Annotated in this window: 16 protein-coding genes; 7 read left to right on the forward strand and 9 right to left on the reverse strand. The window is 74.0% G+C overall.

Features of this window, described 5'->3' with window-relative positions:
* Window position 1: 1 nt before the first annotated feature.
* The 5 genes from AB0I49_RS01925 to AB0I49_RS01945 all read right to left on the reverse strand — a co-directional run bounded on the left by AB0I49_RS01925 (window position 2) and on the right by AB0I49_RS01945 (window position 5089).
* Window positions 2-694, reverse strand: a complete 693-nt coding sequence (locus AB0I49_RS01925) for a phosphoadenylyl-sulfate reductase (RefSeq protein ID WP_363224776.1) — start codon at window positions 692-694, stop codon at window positions 2-4.
* On the reverse strand, window positions 691-885 hold the full coding sequence (locus AB0I49_RS01930; protein ID WP_363224777.1) for a hypothetical protein: 195 nt from the start codon (window positions 883-885) through the stop codon (window positions 691-693). Before AB0I49_RS01930 ends, AB0I49_RS01925 begins: the two co-directional genes overlap by 4 nt.
* Window positions 882-2582, reverse strand: a complete 1701-nt coding sequence (locus tag AB0I49_RS01935; protein ID WP_363224779.1) for a nitrite/sulfite reductase — start codon at window positions 2580-2582, stop codon at window positions 882-884. The genes AB0I49_RS01930 and AB0I49_RS01935 overlap by 4 nt, the downstream gene beginning before the upstream one ends.
* A gap of 561 nt (window positions 2583-3143) precedes the next feature.
* On the reverse strand, window positions 3144-3731 hold the full coding sequence (locus AB0I49_RS01940) for a GNAT family N-acetyltransferase (protein WP_363224780.1): 588 nt from the start codon (window positions 3729-3731) through the stop codon (window positions 3144-3146).
* A gap of 86 nt (window positions 3732-3817) precedes the next feature.
* Complete coding sequence (locus tag AB0I49_RS01945) at window positions 3818-5089, reverse strand: GAF domain-containing protein (protein WP_363224781.1); 1272 nt, start codon at window positions 5087-5089, stop codon at window positions 3818-3820.
* A gap of 215 nt (window positions 5090-5304) precedes the next feature.
* Between AB0I49_RS01945 and AB0I49_RS01950 the strand changes: the two genes are divergently transcribed.
* The 7 genes from AB0I49_RS01950 to AB0I49_RS01980 all read left to right on the forward strand — a co-directional run bounded on the left by AB0I49_RS01950 (window position 5305) and on the right by AB0I49_RS01980 (window position 14323).
* Window positions 5305-6474 (forward strand): YihY/virulence factor BrkB family protein, encoded by a 1170-nt coding sequence (locus tag AB0I49_RS01950; protein ID WP_363224782.1) that lies wholly within the window; start codon window positions 5305-5307, stop codon window positions 6472-6474.
* A gap of 182 nt (window positions 6475-6656) precedes the next feature.
* Window positions 6657-7280, forward strand: a complete 624-nt coding sequence (locus AB0I49_RS01955; RefSeq protein WP_363224783.1) for a YoaK family protein — start codon at window positions 6657-6659, stop codon at window positions 7278-7280.
* A gap of 251 nt (window positions 7281-7531) precedes the next feature.
* A complete protein-coding gene (locus AB0I49_RS01960; protein ID WP_363224784.1) occupies window positions 7532-10132 on the forward strand; it encodes an FtsX-like permease family protein in 2601 nt (866 codons plus the stop codon).
* Window positions 10133-10415: 283 nt separating this feature from the next.
* Complete coding sequence (rsgA, locus tag AB0I49_RS01965) at window positions 10416-11516, forward strand: ribosome small subunit-dependent GTPase A (RefSeq protein WP_363224785.1); 1101 nt, start codon at window positions 10416-10418, stop codon at window positions 11514-11516.
* Window positions 11517-11594: 78 nt separating this feature from the next.
* Complete coding sequence (locus AB0I49_RS01970) at window positions 11595-13187, forward strand: AlkA N-terminal domain-containing protein (RefSeq protein ID WP_363224959.1); 1593 nt, start codon at window positions 11595-11597, stop codon at window positions 13185-13187.
* A complete protein-coding gene (locus AB0I49_RS01975; RefSeq protein WP_363224786.1) occupies window positions 13184-13678 on the forward strand; it encodes a methylated-DNA--[protein]-cysteine S-methyltransferase in 495 nt (164 codons plus the stop codon). Before AB0I49_RS01970 ends, AB0I49_RS01975 begins: the two co-directional genes overlap by 4 nt.
* Before the next feature lie 156 nt (window positions 13679-13834).
* Window positions 13835-14323, forward strand: coding sequence for a DoxX family protein (locus tag AB0I49_RS01980; protein WP_363224787.1), 489 nt, complete (start codon window positions 13835-13837; stop codon window positions 14321-14323).
* On the opposite strand, the gene AB0I49_RS01985 is transcribed toward AB0I49_RS01980, so the two are convergent.
* From AB0I49_RS01985 to AB0I49_RS02000, 4 genes are all read right to left on the reverse strand, one after another.
* Window positions 14320-15081, reverse strand: coding sequence for a rhomboid-like protein (locus tag AB0I49_RS01985; protein ID WP_363224788.1), 762 nt, complete (start codon window positions 15079-15081; stop codon window positions 14320-14322). The genes AB0I49_RS01980 and AB0I49_RS01985 overlap by 4 nt on opposite strands.
* A 76-nt stretch (window positions 15082-15157) precedes the next feature.
* Window positions 15158-17548 (reverse strand): Tat pathway signal sequence domain protein, encoded by a 2391-nt coding sequence (locus AB0I49_RS01990; RefSeq protein WP_363224789.1) that lies wholly within the window; start codon window positions 17546-17548, stop codon window positions 15158-15160.
* A gap of 253 nt (window positions 17549-17801) precedes the next feature.
* Entirely contained in the window at window positions 17802-18284 is a 483-nt protein-coding gene (locus tag AB0I49_RS01995; RefSeq protein ID WP_363224790.1) for a DUF456 domain-containing protein, read from the reverse strand.
* 219 nt (window positions 18285-18503) lie between these two features.
* Window positions 18504-19493, reverse strand: coding sequence for a helix-turn-helix domain-containing protein (locus AB0I49_RS02000; protein ID WP_363224791.1), 990 nt, complete (start codon window positions 19491-19493; stop codon window positions 18504-18506).
* Window positions 19494-19718 lie beyond the last annotated feature (225 nt).

The raw sequence follows: 19718 nt of genomic DNA on the forward strand, positions 1-19718 counted from the left end.
GTCAGCCGTGCAGCCCGCACTCGGTCTTGCCGCTGCCCGCCCAGCGCCCGGCGCGCGCGTCCTCGCCCGCCAGCACCCGGCGCGTGCAGGGCGCGCACCCCACCGAGGCGTAGCCGTCGGTGAGCAAGGGGTTGGTGAGGACCCCGTGCTCGGCTGTGTACGTGTCCACATCATCCTGGGTCCAGCGGGCTATGGGCGAAACCTTCACCTTTCGCCGCTTGGCGTCCCAGCCGACGACCGGGGTGCCGGCCCGCGTCGGGGACTCGTCGCGGCGCAGCCCGGTCGCCCACGCGTCGTACCCGGCGAGCCCCTCCTCCAGCGGCCGTACCTTGCGCAGCGCGCAGCACAGGTCCGGGTCGCGGTCGTGCAGCCGCGGGCCGTACTGGGCGTCCTGCTCGGCCACCGACTGACGCGGCGTCAGCGTGAGCACGTTGACGTCCATGACGGCGGCGACCGCGTCGCGGGTGCCGATGGTCTCCGGGAAGTGGTAGCCGGTGTCCAGGAAGACGACGTCGACGCCCGGCAGGACGCGCGAGGCGAGGTGGGCGACGACGGCGTCCTCCATGGAGGAGGTGACGCAGAAGCGGGGGCCGAAGGCGTCGGCGGCCCAGCGCAGGATGTCGAGAGCCGGGGCGTCCTCCAGCTCCCGGCCCGCCTGCTCGGCGAGGCGCGGCAGGTCCGCGGGGACCGTCATGGGCGGCCTCCTTCGGAAGGTATCGACGGGGCCCCGGCGGTCAGGCCGCGCGCCAGCAGCCCCCGGTACCTGAGCTGGAAGGCGCGGTTGCAGGCGTGGCACTCCCACTCGCCGTGGCCGCCCTCCTCGGCGGGGCGCAGGTCCTCGTCACCGCAGTACGGGCAGTGGAACGGTGCGGCGCGCTCGCTCATGAGAGATCGGCCTCCGCGGCGCGCGCCGCCCAGGACGCGAACCGCTCGCCCTCCGCGCGCTGCGCCTCGAAGCGGGTCAGCACCCGCTCGACGTAGTCGGGGAGCTCGTCCGAGGTGACCTTGAGGCCGCGGACCTTGCGGCCGAACCCGGCCTCCAGGCCCAGCGCGCCGCCGAGGTGCACCTGGTACCCCTCGACCTGCTCGCCGTTCTCGTCCAGGACCAGCTGGCCCTTGAGACCGATGTCCGCGGTCTGGATGCGGGCGCAGGCGTTGGGGCAGCCGTTGATGTTGATGGAGACGGGCTCCCGGAACTCCGGCATCCGGCGCTCCAGCTCGTCGATGAGCCGGGCCCCGCGCGCCTTCGTCTCGACGATGGCCAGCTTGCAGAACTCGATGCCCGTGCAGGCCAGCGTGGCGCGCCGGAACGGCGACGGCGCGACCTGGAAGTCCAGCGACTCCAGTCCCGCGACGAGCGATTCGACCCGGTCCTCGGCCACGTCCAGGATGATCATCTTCTGCTCGACGGTGGTGCGCAGCCGGTCCGAGCCGTGCTCCTCCGCCAGCGCGGCGATCTTCGTCAGGGTGGTGCCGTCCACCCGGCCGACGCGCGGCGCGAACCCGACGTAGAAGCGGCCGTCCCGCTGCCGGTGCACGCCCACGTGGTCGCGCCAGCGCGAGGACGGCTCGTCGGGGGCGGGCCCGTCGATCAGCTTGCGGCCGAGGTACTCGTCCTCCAGGACCTGCCGGAACCGGGCCGGGCCCCAGTCGGCCATCAGGAACTTCAGCCGCGCGCGGTTGCGCAGCCGCCGGTAGCCGTAGTCGCGGAAGATCCCGACGACCCCGGCCCAGACGTCCGCGACCTCCTCCAGCGGCACCCACGCGCCGAGCCGCTCCGCGAGCCGCGGATTGGTGGACAGGCCGCCGCCCACCCACAGGTCGAACCCCGGCCCGTGCACGGGGTGCACGACCCCGACGAACGCGACGTCGTTGATCTCGTGTACCACGTCCTGCACGGGCGAGCCGGAGACCGCGGTCTTGAACTTGCGCGGCAGGTTGGAGAACTCCGGGCTGCCGATGTACCGGTCGTGGATCTCCTGCACCGCGGGCGTGCCGTCGATGATCTCGTCCGCGGCGACCCCGGCCACCGGCGATCCGATGATCACGCGCGGGCAGTCGCCGCACGCCTCGGTCGTGGACAGCCCGACCGCCTCCAGCTTCTCCCAGATCGCGGGCACGTCCTCGATCCGGATCCAGTGCAGCTGGATGTTCTGCCGGTCGGTGATGTCGGCGGTGCCGCGGGCGTACTCCTGCGAGACCTCGCCGATGGTGCGCAGCTGGCGGGCCGTCAGCCGGCCGCCGTCGACGCGCACCCGCAGCATGAAGTGCTTGTCGTCCAGCTCCTCCGGCGACAGGATCGCGGTCTTGCCGCCGTCGATGCCGGGCTTGCGCTGGGTGTACAGGCCCCACCAGCGCATCCGCCCGCGCAGATCGCTGGGGTCGATCGAGTCGAAACCGGCCTTCGAGTAGATCGTCTCAATACGTGTCCGCACATTGAGACCGTCGTCGTCCTTCTTGAACTGCTCGTTGCCGTTGAGGGGCGTGTGGTGGCCGACGCCCCACTGGCCCTCGCCGCGGTGGCGGCCGGCCTTGCGGCGGGGCGGGGCGGCTACGGGGCGTTCCGGCGTGGTGGCAGCCATGGCGGTGTCCTTCGGGGCGGCTCAAAGATGGCGGTCGTGCCCGCGGGCACCCCGGCGGGCCCCAGGGCGCGCGGGCATGCCCGGCAGGGCACGGGAAGCCACGGCGGCGGAGGGCGGTATCAGGGTGCGGCTCGTCCACGACGGCGGGGACGGCCGTGAAGGCGGGGGAAGTCGGCGGTGCTGGGACTCTCAGCCCGCCGGACAGATGGCGCTGGACATGCGGCCGAAGTCGACGTGGAGTCGACTCACCAAGGCAATTCCGGCGCGAGACATGACGGAAGCGTGGCACGGGGCTCTGTCGACAGTCCACCATTGTCCGCATGGCGGACTTTATTGTCCCGAAGCTTGAGATGATGTGGCTGCCGACCACGCGCCGTGCCGGCTGCTGGGGGCGAGTTGTCCGCGGGTCCGTGGGAGTTGATCGCGCAGTTCCCCGCGCCCCTTATGGGGCTTTGCCGGTGTTTCGTCCGCAGGCGGAGTGTGGCCGGTCGCGCAGTTCCCCGCGCCCCTGACGGGGCGCTGTCGGTGTGTCCTCCGCCGGTGTTCCGTCCGCGGGCGGTGCTACGCGCCCGGCCACGGGCCCGGGGTCGGGAGCGCCGGTTCCTCCTCCGTCTCCGTCCGGAACACCCGGAAACCGCGGCGCTCATAGTTGCCCAGCGCGTGCGGCCCGTCCTTGCTGCAGGTGTGCACCCACACCCGCTTCGTCGCCGTGCGCCCCGGCCAGCGGTCCGCCAGATCCCAGGCGCGCGCCGTGCCGTACGACAGCAGCAGCCCGCCGACGCGGCGTCCGCGGAAGGCCGGGAGCAGCCCGAAATAGCTGATCTCGACGGCCGATTCGCGCTGGGCGTCCGCGCTCCCGCCGTCCAGTTCGATGAACCCGGCCGGCGTCCCCCGGTCGTACGCCACCCACGTCTCCACGCCCGGCCTCTCCAGGAACTCCCGCCACCGCGCGTACGGCCAGCCGAGCCGGTCGGTCCACGTCACGTCCTGGCCCACGGCCGTATAGAGGAAGCGGCTGAACTCCGGCGAGGGGACCTCGGCCCGTACGATCCGGACGCCCGGCGCCTCCGACCCGCCGTCGGCGGGCGTCAGGTCGGCCGGCGAGGTCTGTTCCAGATGCCAGGTGGTCACCGTGATGCGATCGCTCATGCGCGTCACCCAACCACGCGCCGGCGGCGCACCCGGGCGCGGGGCCCGGCCCGCGCCGCCGCGACGGTGCGCTGCGCCAAGGCGAGTCAAGGTAACGCGTCCCGGCCGCGCCGCGCGCCCAGCACGAGCGGGGCCGTCGAGCCCGGCAGCAGGTCGGCGGCGTCCGGCGGACAGCGCAGCTGCACGTCGACGCTCTCCGCGAAGCGGTACGGGCGGTGCGTCAGCACCCCCGCCAGCGTGCGCCGGATACGGGACATCTCCGCCCGTACCGTCACCGTGCGCGTCGCGTCGCCGAACAGGTCCACCGCCAGCTCCGCGGCCGTGCGCCCGGCCCGGTGCCGCGCCAGCGCGTACAGCAGCTCCGCGTGGCGCGGGGTCAGGTCCTGCGCCCAGTGGCCCGCCTCGCCCGAGACCGTGATGGTCCAGGGGCGGGGCCGCCGCAGGTCCACCACGACCCGGTTCGCCGTCCGGGCCCGCTCGTCCGCCTGCTCCTCGGAGTCCTCAAGCCGTATCAGCCAGCCGTCCGGCAGCGGCTGCACCGAGCACATCCCGAGCGGCGGCAGCCAGACCCGGCCCGCCTGTACGGACTTGGGCAGCGCGATCCGGCCCGCCGAGGCCATCCCGACCACCGCCGCCGTCCAGCCGTCGCGGTCCACGACCAGCGCCCGGCCGCCCAGCCGGCACAGCAGCGGCGCGGCCATCGACCGCAGCCGGTCCACGGTCTCCCAGTGCCGGGCGCGCAGCTCCCCCTCGGCGACCTTGGCCACCGCGGTCACCAGGGCCAGCGTCGCCGGATAGAACGTCTCGGCCGGGCCGCTGACGTCCACCACGCCCAGCAGCCGGCCGTCCCGCGGATCGTGCAGCGGCGAGGCGGCGCACGTCCACGCGTGGTGGGAGCGCACGAAGTGCTCGGCGGAGTGCACCTGCACCGGCCGCCGCTCCACCAGGGCGGTGCCGATCGCGTTCGTACCGACCGAGTCCTCCGACCAGGCGGCGCCGAGGCCGAACTCGATGCGGTCGGCGCTCCGGCGCACCGCCCGGTCGCCGTACCGCCACAGCACTCTGCCCTCGGGGTCGGTGACGACCAGCAGATGGCGCTCGGTGTCGGCGACGGTCATCAGCCCGCTCCTGAGCTGCGGCAGCAACTGGCCCAGCGGGGACGCGTGCCGGCGGTGTTCGAGCTCCGCCGTCGACAGCGGCAGGGACGGCCGCCCGGTGTCCGGGTCGAGGCCGCTGCGGCGCACCCGGTGCCAGGAGTCGCCGATCACGGGGCGCGGAGCGGCCGGCGGCTTGCCGCCGCCCAGGACGGCATCCCGGACGGCCGGCAGGCAGCCTTGGGGGATTGGTCTGCGGTTCACGCTGCCATGGTGCCGTTGTGGCGGGCCGCGCACGCCGCCATCGGGAAGATCCGATATCCAATGGTTGCAACGCATTGCAACTGTTGCGAACCGTCGGTCCCGTGGCCAAGAGTGGCGGTGAGCGGTCGGAGGGTGGTGCCGAGTCGGCGCGGCACCACCCTCCACTGTCCCCCTGCCGTGCAGGTCACCCCCGAGGTGGCGGATACGGTAAGGACGTGCAGCCAGCGAACGAACCACCGGAGCGGCCGGTCGGGCTCCTCCACAGGGCTCGGGCCCTCTACCGCAACGTGTCGAAACGCAAGTTGGCGTGGCTGCTCCTCAAGGACACCGTCAACTCCTGCATGGAGTACCGGGTCACCGGGCTCGCCGCCGAGGCGGCCTTCTTCACCCTGCTCTCCCTGCCGCCCCTGCTGCTCGGCATCCTCGGTCTGCTCGGCTACCTCGACGTGTGGACCGACTCGCACATCATCGCCAGCGTGCAGGAGAACATCCTCAAGGCGTCCGCCACGGTGCTGTCCGACAAGGGCGTCAACGAGATCGCCCGGCCGCTGCTCGACGACGTCGTCAAGGGCGGCGCCCCCGACGTCGCCTCCATCGGCTTCGCCATCGCCCTGTGGTCCGGCTCCCGCGCCGTGAACGTCTTCGTCGACACGATCACCATCATGTACGGGCTGGAGGGCCGGCGCGGCATCGTCAAGACGCGGCTGCTCGCCTTCCTGCTCTATATCGTCGCCCTGCTGATAGGGGCGGTGGTGCTGCCGCTGATGGTGGTGGGCCCGGACGCGATGGTCTCCGTCGTGCCCTGGAGCACGGATGTCGTGCGGGTCCTGTACTGGCCGGTGGTCATCCTGCTGTCCATCGTCTTCCTGACCACGCTGTACCACGTGTCCGTACCCGTCCGATCGCCGTGGCAGGAGGACATTCCGGGCGCCCTGGTGGCCCTGACGATCTGGGTGCTGGGCAGCTTCCTGCTCCGCATCTACCTCACGCACACCGTCGAGGGCCCCACCATCTACGGGTCGCTCGCCGCGCCCGTCGCCGTGCTGCTGTGGATCGGCGTCTCCGCGTTCGCGGTGCTCGTGGGCGCCGCCGTCAACGCCGCCATAGACCGCGTCTGGCCGTCCGTCGCCACGACCGCCGCCCGCGCCGAGGTCGAACGGAGCAGGGACGCCGCGGTCCTGGCCGCCGCCGCGGCGAACGCCGTGGAACGGGCCGCGCGCGGGCTGGTCGACGACACCGAGGCCCACGGGGACGACGAGGAAGAGGAGGGTCCGGCCGGCGAGGACGTGGAGCCCCCGTCCGAATTCCCGGAGCGGTGGGCCTCGTTCCTTCCCCCGGAGGACATAAAGTCCCGGCTCCACCACTCCAAGCAGGACAAGGAATGACCTCGGTCCAGCAAAGCCCCGCAAAGCCCTGTAAAGCCTGATAGGGCTCTGTAAAGCCTTGCTGTGATACGCCGTTCCGGAGTTGTCCGTCATGCGGACAGGGCTACGTTGATCAAATGAGTTCTGCAACCACGTCAGCGCGTTCTGTAGGGGTAACAGCAGACGACCAGAGCCATGGCCGATTGCGCGCCGACACCGCGCTGCTGTCCCTCAGCGCGGCGTCCGGAGCCGTGGACGCGTTCGCCTTCATCTGCCTCGGCAAGGTCTTCGCCGGAGTGATGACGGGCAACCTCATCCTCATCGGCGCGTCGCTGGGCTCCGGAGGCGACAGGGTCGCCTTCCGCGCCGGGACGACCCTCCTCGGCTACGTGGCCGGGGCGGTCTTCGGCGGGTGGCTGACGGCGCACGCGCGAGGCCGCTGGCGGACCGTCCTGACCGTGGAGACCGCCCTGCTCGTGGCCGTCGCCGCGGTGTGGGCGGCGGGCCTCGGCCGGAGCGGCTGGCCGCATTTCGCGATGCTCGCGGCCGTGTCCCTGGCCATGGGGATCCAGGGGAGCGTCTGCCTCTCCCCGACCAACTACATCACCGGCACGCTCACCACCCTCGCGGGCCGCGCGGGGAACCGCGCGCTGCGCCCGGCCGACCGGTGGGTGGGCGGCCGGCTCCTCGCCATCGTGGCGGGCGCGGCCGTCACGGCGCTCGTCGAGCGGCTGTGGTCGCCCGGAACGGCCCTGGTGGCCGTACCGCTGGCGGTGTTCGCGCTGGTCGTGGAGGCGGCGGCGCGACGCGGGGCACCGACGGAATAGCGGCCTCCGCACTCTCTTCCTTCCTCTTCCGCGATGCCCCGGTCGGCCTTTCGGCCGATGGGGGAGGGGACGCGTCGGCTGTCCGGCCGATCCGCCGCCCCCGCTCCACGGCGCACGATCGAGCAGCGGACGTGCCCGGAGCCCCAACTCCGGGCACGGCCGCTCTCTTTCCGTACCGAACCGTGCGGAGCCGCGCGGCGCCGCCCAGTGCCGCACGGCCCCGCACCGAGCCGCCGCAGGAGCGATACGCCATGCGTCAGAGGACCGATGCCCGCGCACCCCGTACGCAGGCGCCGCGAGAACGGGCGCAGCGCACCCGCACCCCGTCCCTGCTCCGCACCGCCGCCCGCAGCCTGCGCTCCCACCGCCTGCGCTTCGCGCTGCCCGCCCTCGCCGTCCTGCTCGGCGTCGCGTTCGTCACCGGCTCCCTCATCTACAGCGACTCCGTCCGCACCGCCATGGCCCGCGCACACGCCGGCTCGCAGCCCGACGTGTCCGTCACGGTCACAGCCGACGAGCGGACCGGGCCCGCCGACCCGGCCGGGCACGGCCCCGCGCCCCGGCTCGACGACGCGCTGCTGCGCGAGCTCCGCGCGCTGCCCGGCGCGGCCGCCGCGCGCGGCACCGCCGAGGGCCGCTCCTTCCTCGTCGGCCCCGACGGCGCCCTCGTCGGCGACCTCTACCGGGCCACGGGCGTCAACTACGCCCCCGACGCCACCGGCAAGGACCCCCGCTACCCCCTCACCGAGGGCCGCGGCCCCCGCACCGGCTCGGAGATCGCCGTCGACCGGGGCGCCGCCGAACGGTCCGGGCGGAAGGTGGGCGACACGGTGCGCGTCGTCGTCGGCGGCGCGGCCCGCAGCGTCCGGCTGGTCGGCGTCTTCACCGCGAAGGACAGCCGGACGGCCGCCGGCGCCACCCTCACCGCCTTCGACACGGCCACCGCGCAGCGGCAGTTCACGGCCCCCGGCACATACTCGGCGATCACCCTCACCGCCGCCGACGGCACCGCGGACTCCCGGCTGGCGGAGCTGGCCCAGCGGAAACTGCCGTCCGGCCTGCGCGCCGCGACCGCCGCGGAACTGGAGTCCGACGCCTCCGCCGCCGACAACGACAAGCTCACCACGCTGCTGCTGGCCTTCGCCGGCATCGCGCTGTTCGTCTCCACCTTCCTCGTCGCCAACACCTTCACCATGCTCAGCGCCGCCCGCGCCCGCGAACACGCCCTGCTGCGCGCCGTCGGCGCCACCCGCGGGTACGTCATGCGCCTCGTCCTCACCGAGGCCGTGCTCGTCGGGACGGTCGCGGCGGTCGCCGGGTACGCGCTGGGCGTCGGCGTGGCCGCGCTGCTGAACACCCTGTTCGGCGTCGCCGACGGCCCGGCCGCCCCGCTGCGGCTGCTCACCCCGGTGCCGCTGCTCGCGGCGTTCGCCGTCGGCATCTGCGTCACCACGCTCTCCGCGTACCTGCCGGCCCGCCGCGCGGCTTCCGTGCCGCCCGTGGCGGCGCTGCGCACCAGCGAACCGCCGGCCCCCGCCGCACTGCGCCGCCGCAACCGGACCGGCTGGGCGGTCACCGCCTTCGGCGCGCTGCTGACCGGGGCCGCCACCGGCGACGAGAACCTCCTCTTCCTCGCCGTCCCCGTACTCCTCATCGGCCTGATCATCCTCGCGCCGCTGCTCGCCCTGGGCGCCACCCGCCTGCTGCGCTCCCCGATGACACGGCTCGCGGGCATCCGGGGCAAGCTGGCCGTCGAGAACGCCCGCCGCAACCCCCGCCGCACCGCGGCCACCGCCACCACCCTGATGGTCGGCCTCGCCATGGTCACCGCCGTCACCGTGGCCGTCTCCTCGGTGACCCGCGCGGACGAACGGGACGCCGACCGCGCCATGACCTCGGACCTGCGCATCACGGCCGTCGACTTCGCCGAGATCGGGCCCCGCACGGCCGACCGCGTCGCGAAACTGCCCGACGCCGCCGCCGTCACCCCGGTCATCCGCACCGACCTCACCCTCCCCGGCGAGCGCGACACCCTCTCGGCGACCGCCGTCAACCCCGCCGCCGTGGCCCGGCTCGCGCCCATCGACATCCGCGAAGGCTCGCTGAAGGGCCTCGGCCACGGCATCGCCGTCACCGAGCAGACGGCCCACCTCCACGGCTGGCGGCTCGGCTCCCGCATCCCCGCCACGGTCGCCGGGTCGACCGCGCGCACCACGCTGCCCGTCGTCGCGATCTACGACGCACCGGACTCCTTCACCCCCGCCCTCATCTCCACCACCGCCCTCCCGCGCACCACCGACGCCCAGCACCGCCCCCACGTCGACTCCGTCCTCATCGACGCCGCACCCGGCCGCACCGCCGCGCTCCGCGACACCATCCGCCGCACGCTGGACAACCCCGCGCTCCTTGTCCAGGACCGCGCCGACGTCCGGCGGGCCGCCGCCGCCCAGATGGCCCCGATCCTCAACATCATGTACGGCATGCTCAGCGTCACCGTCCTGATCGGCGCCCTCGGCGTCGTCAACACCATGGGCATGGCCGTCTCCGAACGCGTCCGCGAGATCGGCCTGCTGCGCGCCCTCGGCCTGGACCGCCGCGGCCTCGCCTCCGTCCTGCGCCTCGAATCCGTCGCCATCGCCCTGCTCGGAGCCGTCATGGGCCTCCTCTCCGGAACCTTCTTCGGCGCGGCGGCCGTCCTCAGCCAGGAGAGCGTCCCCCTCACGCTGCCCTGGGACCGGATCGCCCTGTGCTTCGCCGTCACCGCCGCCATCGGCGTACTCGCCGCCCTGTGGCCGGGCCGCCGCGCGGCGCGGATCCCGCTGCTGGAGGCGATCGGCTCCGACACGGAGTGAGCGGGGCACGCGCGTACGGGCGCCGGGCGGGAAAACCCGTGGCGCCCGTTCGCGCGGCCGGTCTAGCATCGGCCGTGTCCAGGACGGCGGGCGACCGCCGCCGTCGGAGCTGTGCGAGGGAAGCGGAGGTGAGGACCGTGACGGCTGTCATCGCGCTGGGCGCTGCCCAGGTTCACGAGTTCACCCATCCCACCCCCACGGTCTCCGGCTGACTCGACCTCTTCTTTTCTCCGCGCGCCGTTCGGCGCGCGCGGCCGGGGCCGCCCTTGTGAAGGGTCTTCCCTTGTCAGACATCATTTCCGCGCACCCGCTCACCGCCTACGGCTGGGACGAGGGGTTCGCCGAAAGCTTCGCTCCCCACGCCGCCGAGGGGCTCGTGCCCGGGCGGATCGTGCGCGTCGACCGCGGCCGCTGCGATCTCGTCGTGGCCGACGGCGACACCACCGCCACCGTGCAGGGCGACACCTCCCTCGTCACCACCGGCGACCCGGTGCGCATCATGTGCACCGGCGACTGGGCCGCCGTCGACCCGGAGCGGCGGTACGTACGGGCGCTGCTGCCACGCCGCACCGCGTTCGTACGTTCCACCTCCAGCAAGCGGTCCGAGGGCCAGATCCTGGCCGCCAACGTCGACCACGCGATCATCGCCGTGCCGCTCACCGCCGAACTCGACCTCGGGCGCGTCGAACGGTTCCTCGCGCTCGCCTGGGAGAGCGGCGCCACGCCGCTGGTCGTGCTCACCAAGGCCGACCTCGTCACCGAGCCCACCGTGCTCGGCCACCTCGTCGCCGACACCGAGGGCGCCGCGCCCGGCGTGCTCGTCGTCGCGGTGAGCGCGGAGACGGGGCAGGGCGTCGACGCGCTCGCCGCGGTGCTCACCGGGGGCACGGCCGTACTCCTCGGGCCGTCCGGCGCGGGCAAGTCCACGCTCGCCAACGCGCTGTCCGGAGCGGAGACACAGCACGTACAGACCATTCGCGACCGCGACGGAAAGGGGCGGCACACCACCACCACGCGCAATCTGCTGCCGCTGCCGCGGGGCGGCGTGCTCATCGACACCCCCGGGCTGCGGGGCGTCGGGCTGTGGGACGCCCAGAGCGGGGTCGCGCAGGTCTTCGCCGAGGTCGAGGCGCTCGCCGAGGAGTGCCGCTTCCACGACTGCGGTCATGTCGCGGAGCCCGGCTGCGCGGTGCTGGCCGCCGTCGCGTCCGGCGCGCTGCCGGAGCGGCGGCTGAGCAGCTACCGCAAGCTGCTGCGCGAGAACGAGCGGCTCGCCGCCCGTACGGATGCCCGGCTGCGGGCCGAGCGGCGCCGCGACTGGAAGCAGAAGCAGGAGATCGGACGGCACATGGCGGAGCGCAAGCGGGGGCCGTCGAGGAAGTAGCCCCCGGCCCGCGCCCCGAGCGTGACGTCCGATTTCCGCCGGTCGCCGGGGCGCGGGTACCGCAGACTGGTACGCGTGATGAACGAGGAGACCAGGTACGAGGCGGTGCGCGGGCGGGACGCGCGCTTCGACGGAGAGTTCTTCTTCGCCGTCTCGACGACCGGCATCTACTGCCGGCCGAGCTGCCCGGCGGTCACGCCGAAACGCGCCAACGTGCGGTTCTACGCGTCGGCCGCCGCCGCCCAGGGGGCCGGTTTCCGCGCCTGCCGCCGGTGCAGGCCGGACGCCGCCCCCGGGTCGGCCGAGTGGAACGTCCGGGCCGACCTGGTCGGCCGCGCCATGCGGCTGATCGGCGACGGCGTCGTCGACCGGGAGGGCGTCGGCGGGCTCGCCGCGCGGCTGGGCTACAGCTCCCGGCAGGTGCACCGGCAGCTCACCGAGGAGCTGGGAGCGGGCCCCGTCGCCCTCGCGCGCGCCCAACGCGCCCACACCGCGCGTGTGCTGCTGCAAACCACCATGCTGCCGGTCACCGAGCTGGCCTTCGCCGCGGGCTTCGCCAGCGTCCGCCAGTTCAACGACACGATCCGCGAGATCTACGCCAGCACGCCGACCGGACTGCGGGGCTCCGCACGCCCGGCCCCGGCCGGCCGGGTCAGGAACACGGGGCAGGACGAGCGCGACCACCCCGCCCCGGCCGGCGTCCCCCTGCGGCTCGCCTACCGGGGCCCGTACGCCGCCCGCGAGATCTTCGACTTCCTCCAGCGCCGCGCCATCGCCGGCATCGAGGACATCCTCGGCCCGACCGGCGCCCGGACCTACCGGCGCACCCTCCGGCTCCCGTACGGCACCGCCGTCGCCGAGGTGGACGAGCACGGCGCGGGGCGCGGGCGCGCCCGCAACGCGACAGCGACCGCCGCCGCACGCGGAGAGACGGCCGATGGCGGCTGGCTGGAGTGCCGGCTGCACCTCACCGACCTCCGGGACCTCGCCACCGCCGTGGCCCGGCTGCGGCGGCTGTTCGACCTGGACGCCGACCCGTACGCCGTCGCCGAGCGGCTCGGCGCCGACCCCTGGCTCTCCCCGCTGGTCGCCGCCCGCCCCGGACTGCGCTCGCCCGGCGCGGCCGACAGCGACGAACTCGCCGTACGGGCCGTGCTCGGCCAGCAGGTGACCGTGGCGGCCGGCCGCAGGCTCGCGGGCGTACTCGTGGCGGCGTACGGAAAACCCCTCTCCGCCCCCGACGGCGCCCTCACCCACGTCTTCCCCGAACCCGGCGTCCTCGCCGACGCGCCCCTGACCGAACTGGGCATGCCGGACGCGCGGCGACGCGCCCTGCGCACCGTCTCCGGCGCGCTCGCGGACGGCCGGGTCGCCCTCGACCCCGGCGTCGACCGCGACGCCACCGAACAGGCGCTGCTCGCCCTGACCGGCATCGGCCCGTGGACCGCCCGCTACATGCGGATGCGGGCGCTGGGCGACCCCGACGTGTTCCTGCCGGGCGACGCGGGCGTCCGGCACGGGCTGGCGGCGATCGGGGCGACGGCGGAAGCGGCCGAGGGCTGGCGGCCCTGGCGCTCGTACGCGCTGCACCACCTCTGGAACGCCGCGACGCCGGCGACGCCAGTGATGACGACGGCAGCGACGACCAAGAAAATGGAAAAGAGCGGATGACCGTGCTGTACACCGAGATCGACAGCCCCCTCGGGCTGCTCCTGCTCACCGGCGAACCCTCGCCCACCGCGCCCGGCGGCACCGCCCTGGCCTCCCTGTCCGTGCCCGGCCAGCAGAACGCCGTACGGCCGGGCCCCGGCGACCGCCGCGAACCCGCCGCCTTCGCCGAGGCCGAACGCCGCCTCAAGGCGTACTTCGCCGGGGAACTGCGCGACTTCGGGCTCGAATACACCACGCGCGGCACCGAGTTCCGCGAGAAGGTCTGGTCCGCGCTGGACGCCGTGCCGTACGGGCGGACGACCAGCTACGGCGAGATCGCGGCCCGCATCGGGGCCTCCCGGATGGCGGTGCGCGCCGTCGGCGGAGCGATCGGCGCCAACCCGCTGCTGGTGCTGCGCCCCTGCCACCGGGTGATCGGCGCGGACGGCTCGATGACGGGGTACGCGGGCGGCCTGGAGCGCAAGCGGCTGCTGCTGGACCTGGAGTCATAGGGCCTGGACTCGGCTGCGTACCGCCCGCGGAGTACGGCACGAGCCGCCCGCCGTACGACGCGCGCCCGTCCGGCCTCGGCGAAGGTGGAAGGCGACTGATCCGCTCCGAGCGGCCTCGGGGCGACCGATCGTCACCCATCATCCGAGGAGCCCGCCATGCCTGCCACCACCGCGGCCCGCACACCCGTGCCGCCCACCGAGCCCCCGCCCGCCCCCGGCCCGTACGCGCCGCCCGCCGAACGGCTCGACGCCGCCCGCCCGTACGCGCTCGCCCTCTTCCGCGCCGTCATCGGCCTGCTCTTCCTCTGCCACGGGGCCGCCGCGCTCTTCGGCGTGCTCGGCGGCGCGGGGCCGCAGGGCGGCACGGTCGCCGCCGGCGAATGGCCGAGCTGGTACGCGGCCGTCATCCAACTCGTCGGCGGCGGGCTGGTGATGCTCGGCTTCGGCACCCGCACGGCGGCCCTGATCTGCTCCGGCTCGATGGCCTACGCGTACTTCGACGCGCACCAGGCCACCGCCCTGTGGCCGCTCCAGAACGGCGGCGAACTCTCCGCCGCCTACGCCTTCGCCTTCCTCCTCCTGGTCTTCACCGGCCCCGGAGCGCCGGCCCTCGACCGGCTGCTCAAGGCCCGGCGCCGCGGCTAACCGACGGCGTCGACGGAAGCACCGCCGAGGACCTCCGCCCTCCTGCCCAGCACCGGCGCGGCGACCGGATAGAGCAGGAAGCCGAGGACCACGGCGGTGTTGTGTCCGAAAGCGGTGTAGTCCTCGAAGAACCTGCCGGACGCGACCACCGCGGCCAGCAGCCCCGCCATGGTCAGCAGGCGTACGGGCGGACGCGGCACCCAGTAGGCGAGCAGCCCGGCCACGCACAGGCTCCCGTAACTGACGCCGACGTCGATCGCGCTGCCGAAACCGCGGTCCGGGAAGTGCGCGCTCTCCGTGTGGAGCAGGGTGGTCAGCACCCCGGCGGTGACCAGGGTGGCCAGCACATGGCCGAGGAAGAACACCACGACCGTGCGGAACGTGCCGAACCGGCGCTCCGCGGGCGCGAGGACGCACAGCGCCAGCAGGGCGACCATCGGCAGATCCGGTATCTCGATCCACAGGGCGGAGTCGACCAGGACCGCGACGGGGTGCTCGGCGAGCTGGGTGAGGTTGGTGCTGTGGCTGCGCAGCACCTCGGCCCGGCCGCCCGGGTCCAGTTGGAAGAGGACCACCGAATGGACGACGAGGAAGGTCCAGAGGGCGGTGGTGGCCGGGGCCGTCACCACCCACGCCCTGAGCCGTGTCCCGGCGCGCCGGAGCCGGAGCGCGCCGCTTCCCCCGCGCTCGGGAGCCGGGGGAGGGCCGGCCGCCGCGGCTTCCTGCTCGGCCCGTCCGGGGCCCGTATGAGAGTCCATCAGCCGATCATCGGCTCCGGGCGGACCACTGCCATCGGGGATCTCCCGGACACACCCCTGACCCCTGGGGCCTGGCTCAGGCGTCCGGCAGCCCCCAGCGCGGGGCCGGGGCGTTCGCGGTGACCGGGCCGACAGTGAGGCCGGGGCGGTCCCCACGCGCCGTGATCAGCGCCGTCTCCCCCTTGCGGAGCGCGATGCGGAGGGTGCCGCCCGTACGGTCGTGCCCTCCGTGCCCGGCGGCGCGCTCGTACCGCAGCGGCCGCCCGTGCGCGTCGCGCACCTCCACCGGCCCTTCGATCCCGTGCCGGACCACGCACGGCGCGCCCGCCTCGCTGTGCAGCCGCACCCACCGGGTCCGGCCCTCCTCGCGGACCGCGCTCAGCAGGAACGCGCCCTGGGTGCGGAAGTCCCGCAGTGCCGCCGCGCGCCAGGAGCCGGGCAGCGCGGGGAAGACCCGGATCACGCCGCCCCAGCTCTGGCACACCATGTCGTGCAGGGACTGCGCGGCCGACAGCGGCGTCTCGATGACCGGTCCGGACTCCTTGTACATGGTGTTCGGCTGGATATAACGGGCCATCAGCTCACCCAGGTATTTCAACGCATCGTCACCACGCCCCATTTGAGCGGACATCGAGGCGGCCCCGGTGAAGGTGTAGCCCTGGAGCGCGCCCTCGAAGCCGACCCAGTGGTTCAGCGACTTCTCGATGAGCGCGCGGTGTTCGGGCTGATCCCACGTCACTTCGTAGAGGGGGTAGACCGCGAGCATGTGGGAGTAGTGGCGGTGGGACTTGGCGAACGGGACGCCCGCGCCGATCATGAAGCCGTTGGCGTCGGTCGGGTACGGGGCCAGCCTGGCGAGCACCTCCCGCCAGCGCGGCGCGAGCGCGTCCCGCACGCCCAGCGTCTCCGCCGCGTCCAGCAGGGTCGAGCAGCCCCAGCGCAGCAGCATCAGGTCGTAGTTGCAGTCCGGCGCGTTGACGCCGTACTCGGGGGAGAAGGTGGCGGGCAAATGCAGCCTGCCGTCCCGGCCGGGCGTCAGGAAGTGCAGGTAATAGGTGACGGCCTTACGCAGCAGCGGGAAGACGACGTCGCGGAGGATCGACTCGTCCATGGTGTGGCGGTAGCTCAGCCAGACGTTGTGCAGCGCCCAGGTGAGGTTGCCGACCTCCGGCGTGGGCGGGTCCTGGCCGGGCACACCTACCGCGTAGCCGCCGTTCGCGACGGAAGCGCCGTTCAGCAGCGTCATGTCGGTCGTACGGGCGATGCCCGCCGAATCCGCTCGGTACGGCTTCGCCAGCTCGTCGCTCAGCCGGTGCCGGTACTCGCTCAACGCCCTTGTCACGGCGTCGAGTTCGAGGTGGTTGGAGCCGTGGATCAGCCAGTACTCCAGCTGCACGTTGAGGTTCCACCACGTGGCCGGCCAGGGCGTGGGCTCCAGCCAGGGGCCCGACGTCGCCATGACGGGCGCGTCGCGGCGGGCGGCGGACGCGGCCTTGTAGAGCTGCGCCCAGTAGAAGCGCTGCAGCCGGGCGTCGGGGACCGACAGGAAGCTCTTCCGGTAGTACCGGTGCCACCAGGCGCGATGGGAGGGCGCGAGCGCGTCGTACGGCAGCGCCGCCGCGCTCCGTACGGTCCGCAGCGCCTGCGCGCGGGCGGTGGCCCGGGGGTGGGACCAGGCGACGGCGGCGTACAGGGTGCGCCGGCCGCCGTGCCCGTGCGCCCGCTCGCGCCACGCGGTGACGTGCTGACCGCCCGCCAGCAGCGGCTGGACCGCGGCCCGTACGCCCCCGTGGTTCGCGACGGTCGCGGGCGGATTGCCGGCGTACCCGGCGGGCAGCGGCTTGAAGGCGGCGCGCGGGCTGATCGCCTCGGCCGGGTGGAACGCCCAGCGGAAACCGCGCTCGCCCGCGCTCGGGACGATCTCCACGGCCAGCACGGAGCGCGCGTTGTGCACCATGGCGCGCAGCGCGAGCGTGCCCGCCTCGGTGGTGATGGTGCCGGTGAGCTCGGCGTCGTGCAGGCCGAGCCGCCAGTCGACGCCGGTGATCCGCCCGACCGGTTCGAGGGTGAACCAGCCGATGGGCAGCCGGGCGAGGCCGAAGAGGGAGCCGAACTCGGGGCGGTGGTCCTGCACCTCGCTGTGCTGGACGTTGAACCGGACCGCGTTGCGGCCGGGCTCGGCGTAGATGCCGGAGCCGAGCAGGGCGTTGCCGAGGAACGGGCCCTCGTACCAGGTCTTCGGCATGGTCCGCCAGACGAGGTCGGCGTCGGAGAGGACCTCGTGCCAGGGGTCGCGTCGCGAGCGGCTCTCGGAGGCGGGGACGGGCGCGGAGGCGGGGACGGGGGCCGGGAGCGCGTACGCGGGCGGGGGCGCGAGCCCCACGGCGCCCGCCGCGCCCGCTGCGAGGGCTCCGCCGAGCACGGCTCGTCTGGATGTGCCGCTGGATGTTCCGTTCGGGGTATCCATTCCGCCTCCAGGCGCGTGCGACGGGCTCACACTGATCCGGCTGACTCGTCCGTCGGCCGATGCGTCCGTCAGCCGATGCATCGGGTCGGCCGATTCATCCGAGGTTTCCACCGGAGGAACGTAGGAAGCGCGGAAGACGACGTCAATAGTTCTGACAGAGATCCGATGAGTGGGGGGCCCTCGCGACGGTGCGATCCTCGCGACGGTGCGATCCTCACAGCGGTGCGGTCCTCGCGACCGTACGGGCCGGGCGTCAGCCCCAGACGACCGAGCCCGCCCACGCGCCCACCGCCAGCAGGCAGGCGAACAGCTCGACCAGCACGCTCGTCCCGATCGCCCGCATCACGCCCCGCGTGGACGCCCACGCCTGGCCGTGGCCGCCGAGCCGCCGCCGCTCCACGCCGTAGATCGCCGCGACGAACCCCAGCGGGGCCCCGGCCAGCGGCACCACGAAGAACCCCACCACCCCGGCGGCCCCGGCCAGCCGGAACGTGCGCCGGGTGATGCCCGCGCCGCGCAGCGAACGGGCCGGCAGCAGCCACTGCACCGCCTGGTTCAGCAGCAGCACCGCGGTCGTACCGGCCAGTACGCCCCAGGCGAGCGTGGTCCGCGCGGTCATCGACCACCACAGCACGCCGGCCCAGACGATCGGCGGCCCCGGCACGCCGGGGGTGACCACGCCCAGCAGGCCGAGCAGCATCACCAGCCCGACCAGGAGTAGCTGCGGCGTCTCCATAAGCCAAGGTTGCCGGAAGCCGTGCGGGTCCGCTTCCGGGCGAATATCGACATTCGTCACGTACGGGCGCGGGGGCCCCACACGCCCCGTTCCTCCCGGTCGCCGCCGAAGCGGACGTACGGCTACCGCCCGCCCGCGTGCGCCGGAGAGGACCCGCGCGCGCCCGCGTGCCGGTTCACCTCGCGCGTGCCGGTGTACGCACGCAGCCCCCTCGCCCCGTCACCGCCCGCTGCGGGACACCCAGCCCCGCTCGTACGCGTGCCACCCCAACTGCAGCCGGGTGGTCACCCCCGCCAGCCCCATCAGCCCCTTCACCCGCCGCTGCACCGTCCGCAGCCCGAGATCGAGCTGCTTGGCGACGCTCGCGTCCGTGAGACCCGCCAGCAGCAGCGACAGGATCTCCAGATCCGTGCCGTCCGGCCCCTCCGCCGGGTCCTCGTGGACCGAGCCCGCCACGCCCAGGCGCAGCGGCAGCGCGTCGCGCCACACCGCCTCGAAGAGCCCCATCAGCGATTCGAGCAGCCCGCTGGCGTGCACGACGAGGGCCGCGGGCTCGGCGGACCGCGAGGTCAGCGGCACCATCGCGAGCGTACGGTCCACGATCACGAGCTTGGTGGGGACCCGGTCCACGACCCGTACCTGCTCGTCGCGGCCGAGGGCGGCGGAGAGCTCGGCCAGCCCGTGCGGGCCGGAGAGAACCGCGCGTTCCAGCACCGCGCGGTAGCGGACGCCGCGCTGCGCGGCCTGCTCCTCCGCGTCGTTCTCGATCCCCGTCACCGCCTGCGGAACCCCGGTGACCAGGGCGCACACCTCGTCGGCCGCCCCCAGCTGCAACTGCAGGAACCGGTGCGCCACGGCGCTCGCACCCGTCACCACCTCCACCAGGTCGTGCACGGCGGGCTCCGCGGCCTCGGCCCGGTACTCCTCGGCGAGCAGCGCCGCCGCCAGCTCCGCCTGGTCCAGCTCGTGGCGCTGCTGGGTCAGCAGCGCCCCCAGCGCGACGGCGGGCGGCGCCGCGACCCAGCGGCCGGGGCGGGCGGAGGACTGCGCGGCCAGCCCCTGGCGCTCCAGGCGGCGCAGGGTGCGTACGGCCTCCTCCTCCGGCAGCGTCAACCGGTGCGCGAGGTCGGTCAGCTCGGCCGCGCCGAGCGCCACGAGCGTCCGGTAGGCCGTTTCCTGCGCCTCGTCCAGACCGAGCGCGGTCAGCATGCGATGTGCCCTCCCCATAGGACCGTTCCCGCCGGTTCCACCACCGGTTCCGTCACCCCTTGGCGGAAATGAGCCACGGCACAATTCCGCCTCGGACATCATCCCCGCACTCCCCGCCGCTCTGCCAATGTGACGGCACCGCAGCACCGGACGGCGGCTCCCGCACCGGCGGGAGCCGTTGTCGCGGGCTGACACGCCACCGGAGACACCGCGCCCTCGGGCGCA

Source organism: Streptomyces sp. NPDC050617 (assembly GCF_040654795.1).
Classification (GTDB): Bacteria; Actinomycetota; Actinomycetes; order Streptomycetales; family Streptomycetaceae; genus Streptomyces.

Bases quoted from the DNA above. Each gene is read 5' to 3' on its own strand.
- AB0I49_RS01925 (WP_363224776.1), bottom strand. From the start codon at position 694: ATGACGGTCCCCGCGGACCTGCCGCGCCTCGCCGAGCAGGCGGGCCGG.
- AB0I49_RS01930 (WP_363224777.1), bottom strand. From the start codon at position 885: ATGAGCGAGCGCGCCGCACCGTTCCACTGCCCGTACTGCGGTGACGAG.
- AB0I49_RS01935 (WP_363224779.1), bottom strand. From the start codon at position 2,582: ATGGCTGCCACCACGCCGGAACGCCCCGTAGCCGCCCCGCCCCGCCGC.
- AB0I49_RS01940 (WP_363224780.1), bottom strand. From the start codon at position 3,731: ATGAGCGATCGCATCACGGTGACCACCTGGCATCTGGAACAGACCTCG.
- AB0I49_RS01960 (WP_363224784.1), top strand. From the start codon at position 7,532: ATGCGTCAGAGGACCGATGCCCGCGCACCCCGTACGCAGGCGCCGCGA.
- AB0I49_RS01970 (WP_363224959.1), top strand. From the start codon at position 11,595: ATGAACGAGGAGACCAGGTACGAGGCGGTGCGCGGGCGGGACGCGCGC.
- AB0I49_RS01975 (WP_363224786.1), top strand. From the start codon at position 13,184: ATGACCGTGCTGTACACCGAGATCGACAGCCCCCTCGGGCTGCTCCTG.
- AB0I49_RS01980 (WP_363224787.1), top strand. From the start codon at position 13,835: ATGCCTGCCACCACCGCGGCCCGCACACCCGTGCCGCCCACCGAGCCC.
- AB0I49_RS01985 (WP_363224788.1), bottom strand. From the start codon at position 15,081: ATGGACTCTCATACGGGCCCCGGACGGGCCGAGCAGGAAGCCGCGGCG.
- AB0I49_RS01990 (WP_363224789.1), bottom strand. From the start codon at position 17,548: ATGGATACCCCGAACGGAACATCCAGCGGCACATCCAGACGAGCCGTG.
- AB0I49_RS01995 (WP_363224790.1), bottom strand. From the start codon at position 18,284: ATGGAGACGCCGCAGCTACTCCTGGTCGGGCTGGTGATGCTGCTCGGC.
- AB0I49_RS02000 (WP_363224791.1), bottom strand. From the start codon at position 19,493: ATGCTGACCGCGCTCGGTCTGGACGAGGCGCAGGAAACGGCCTACCGG.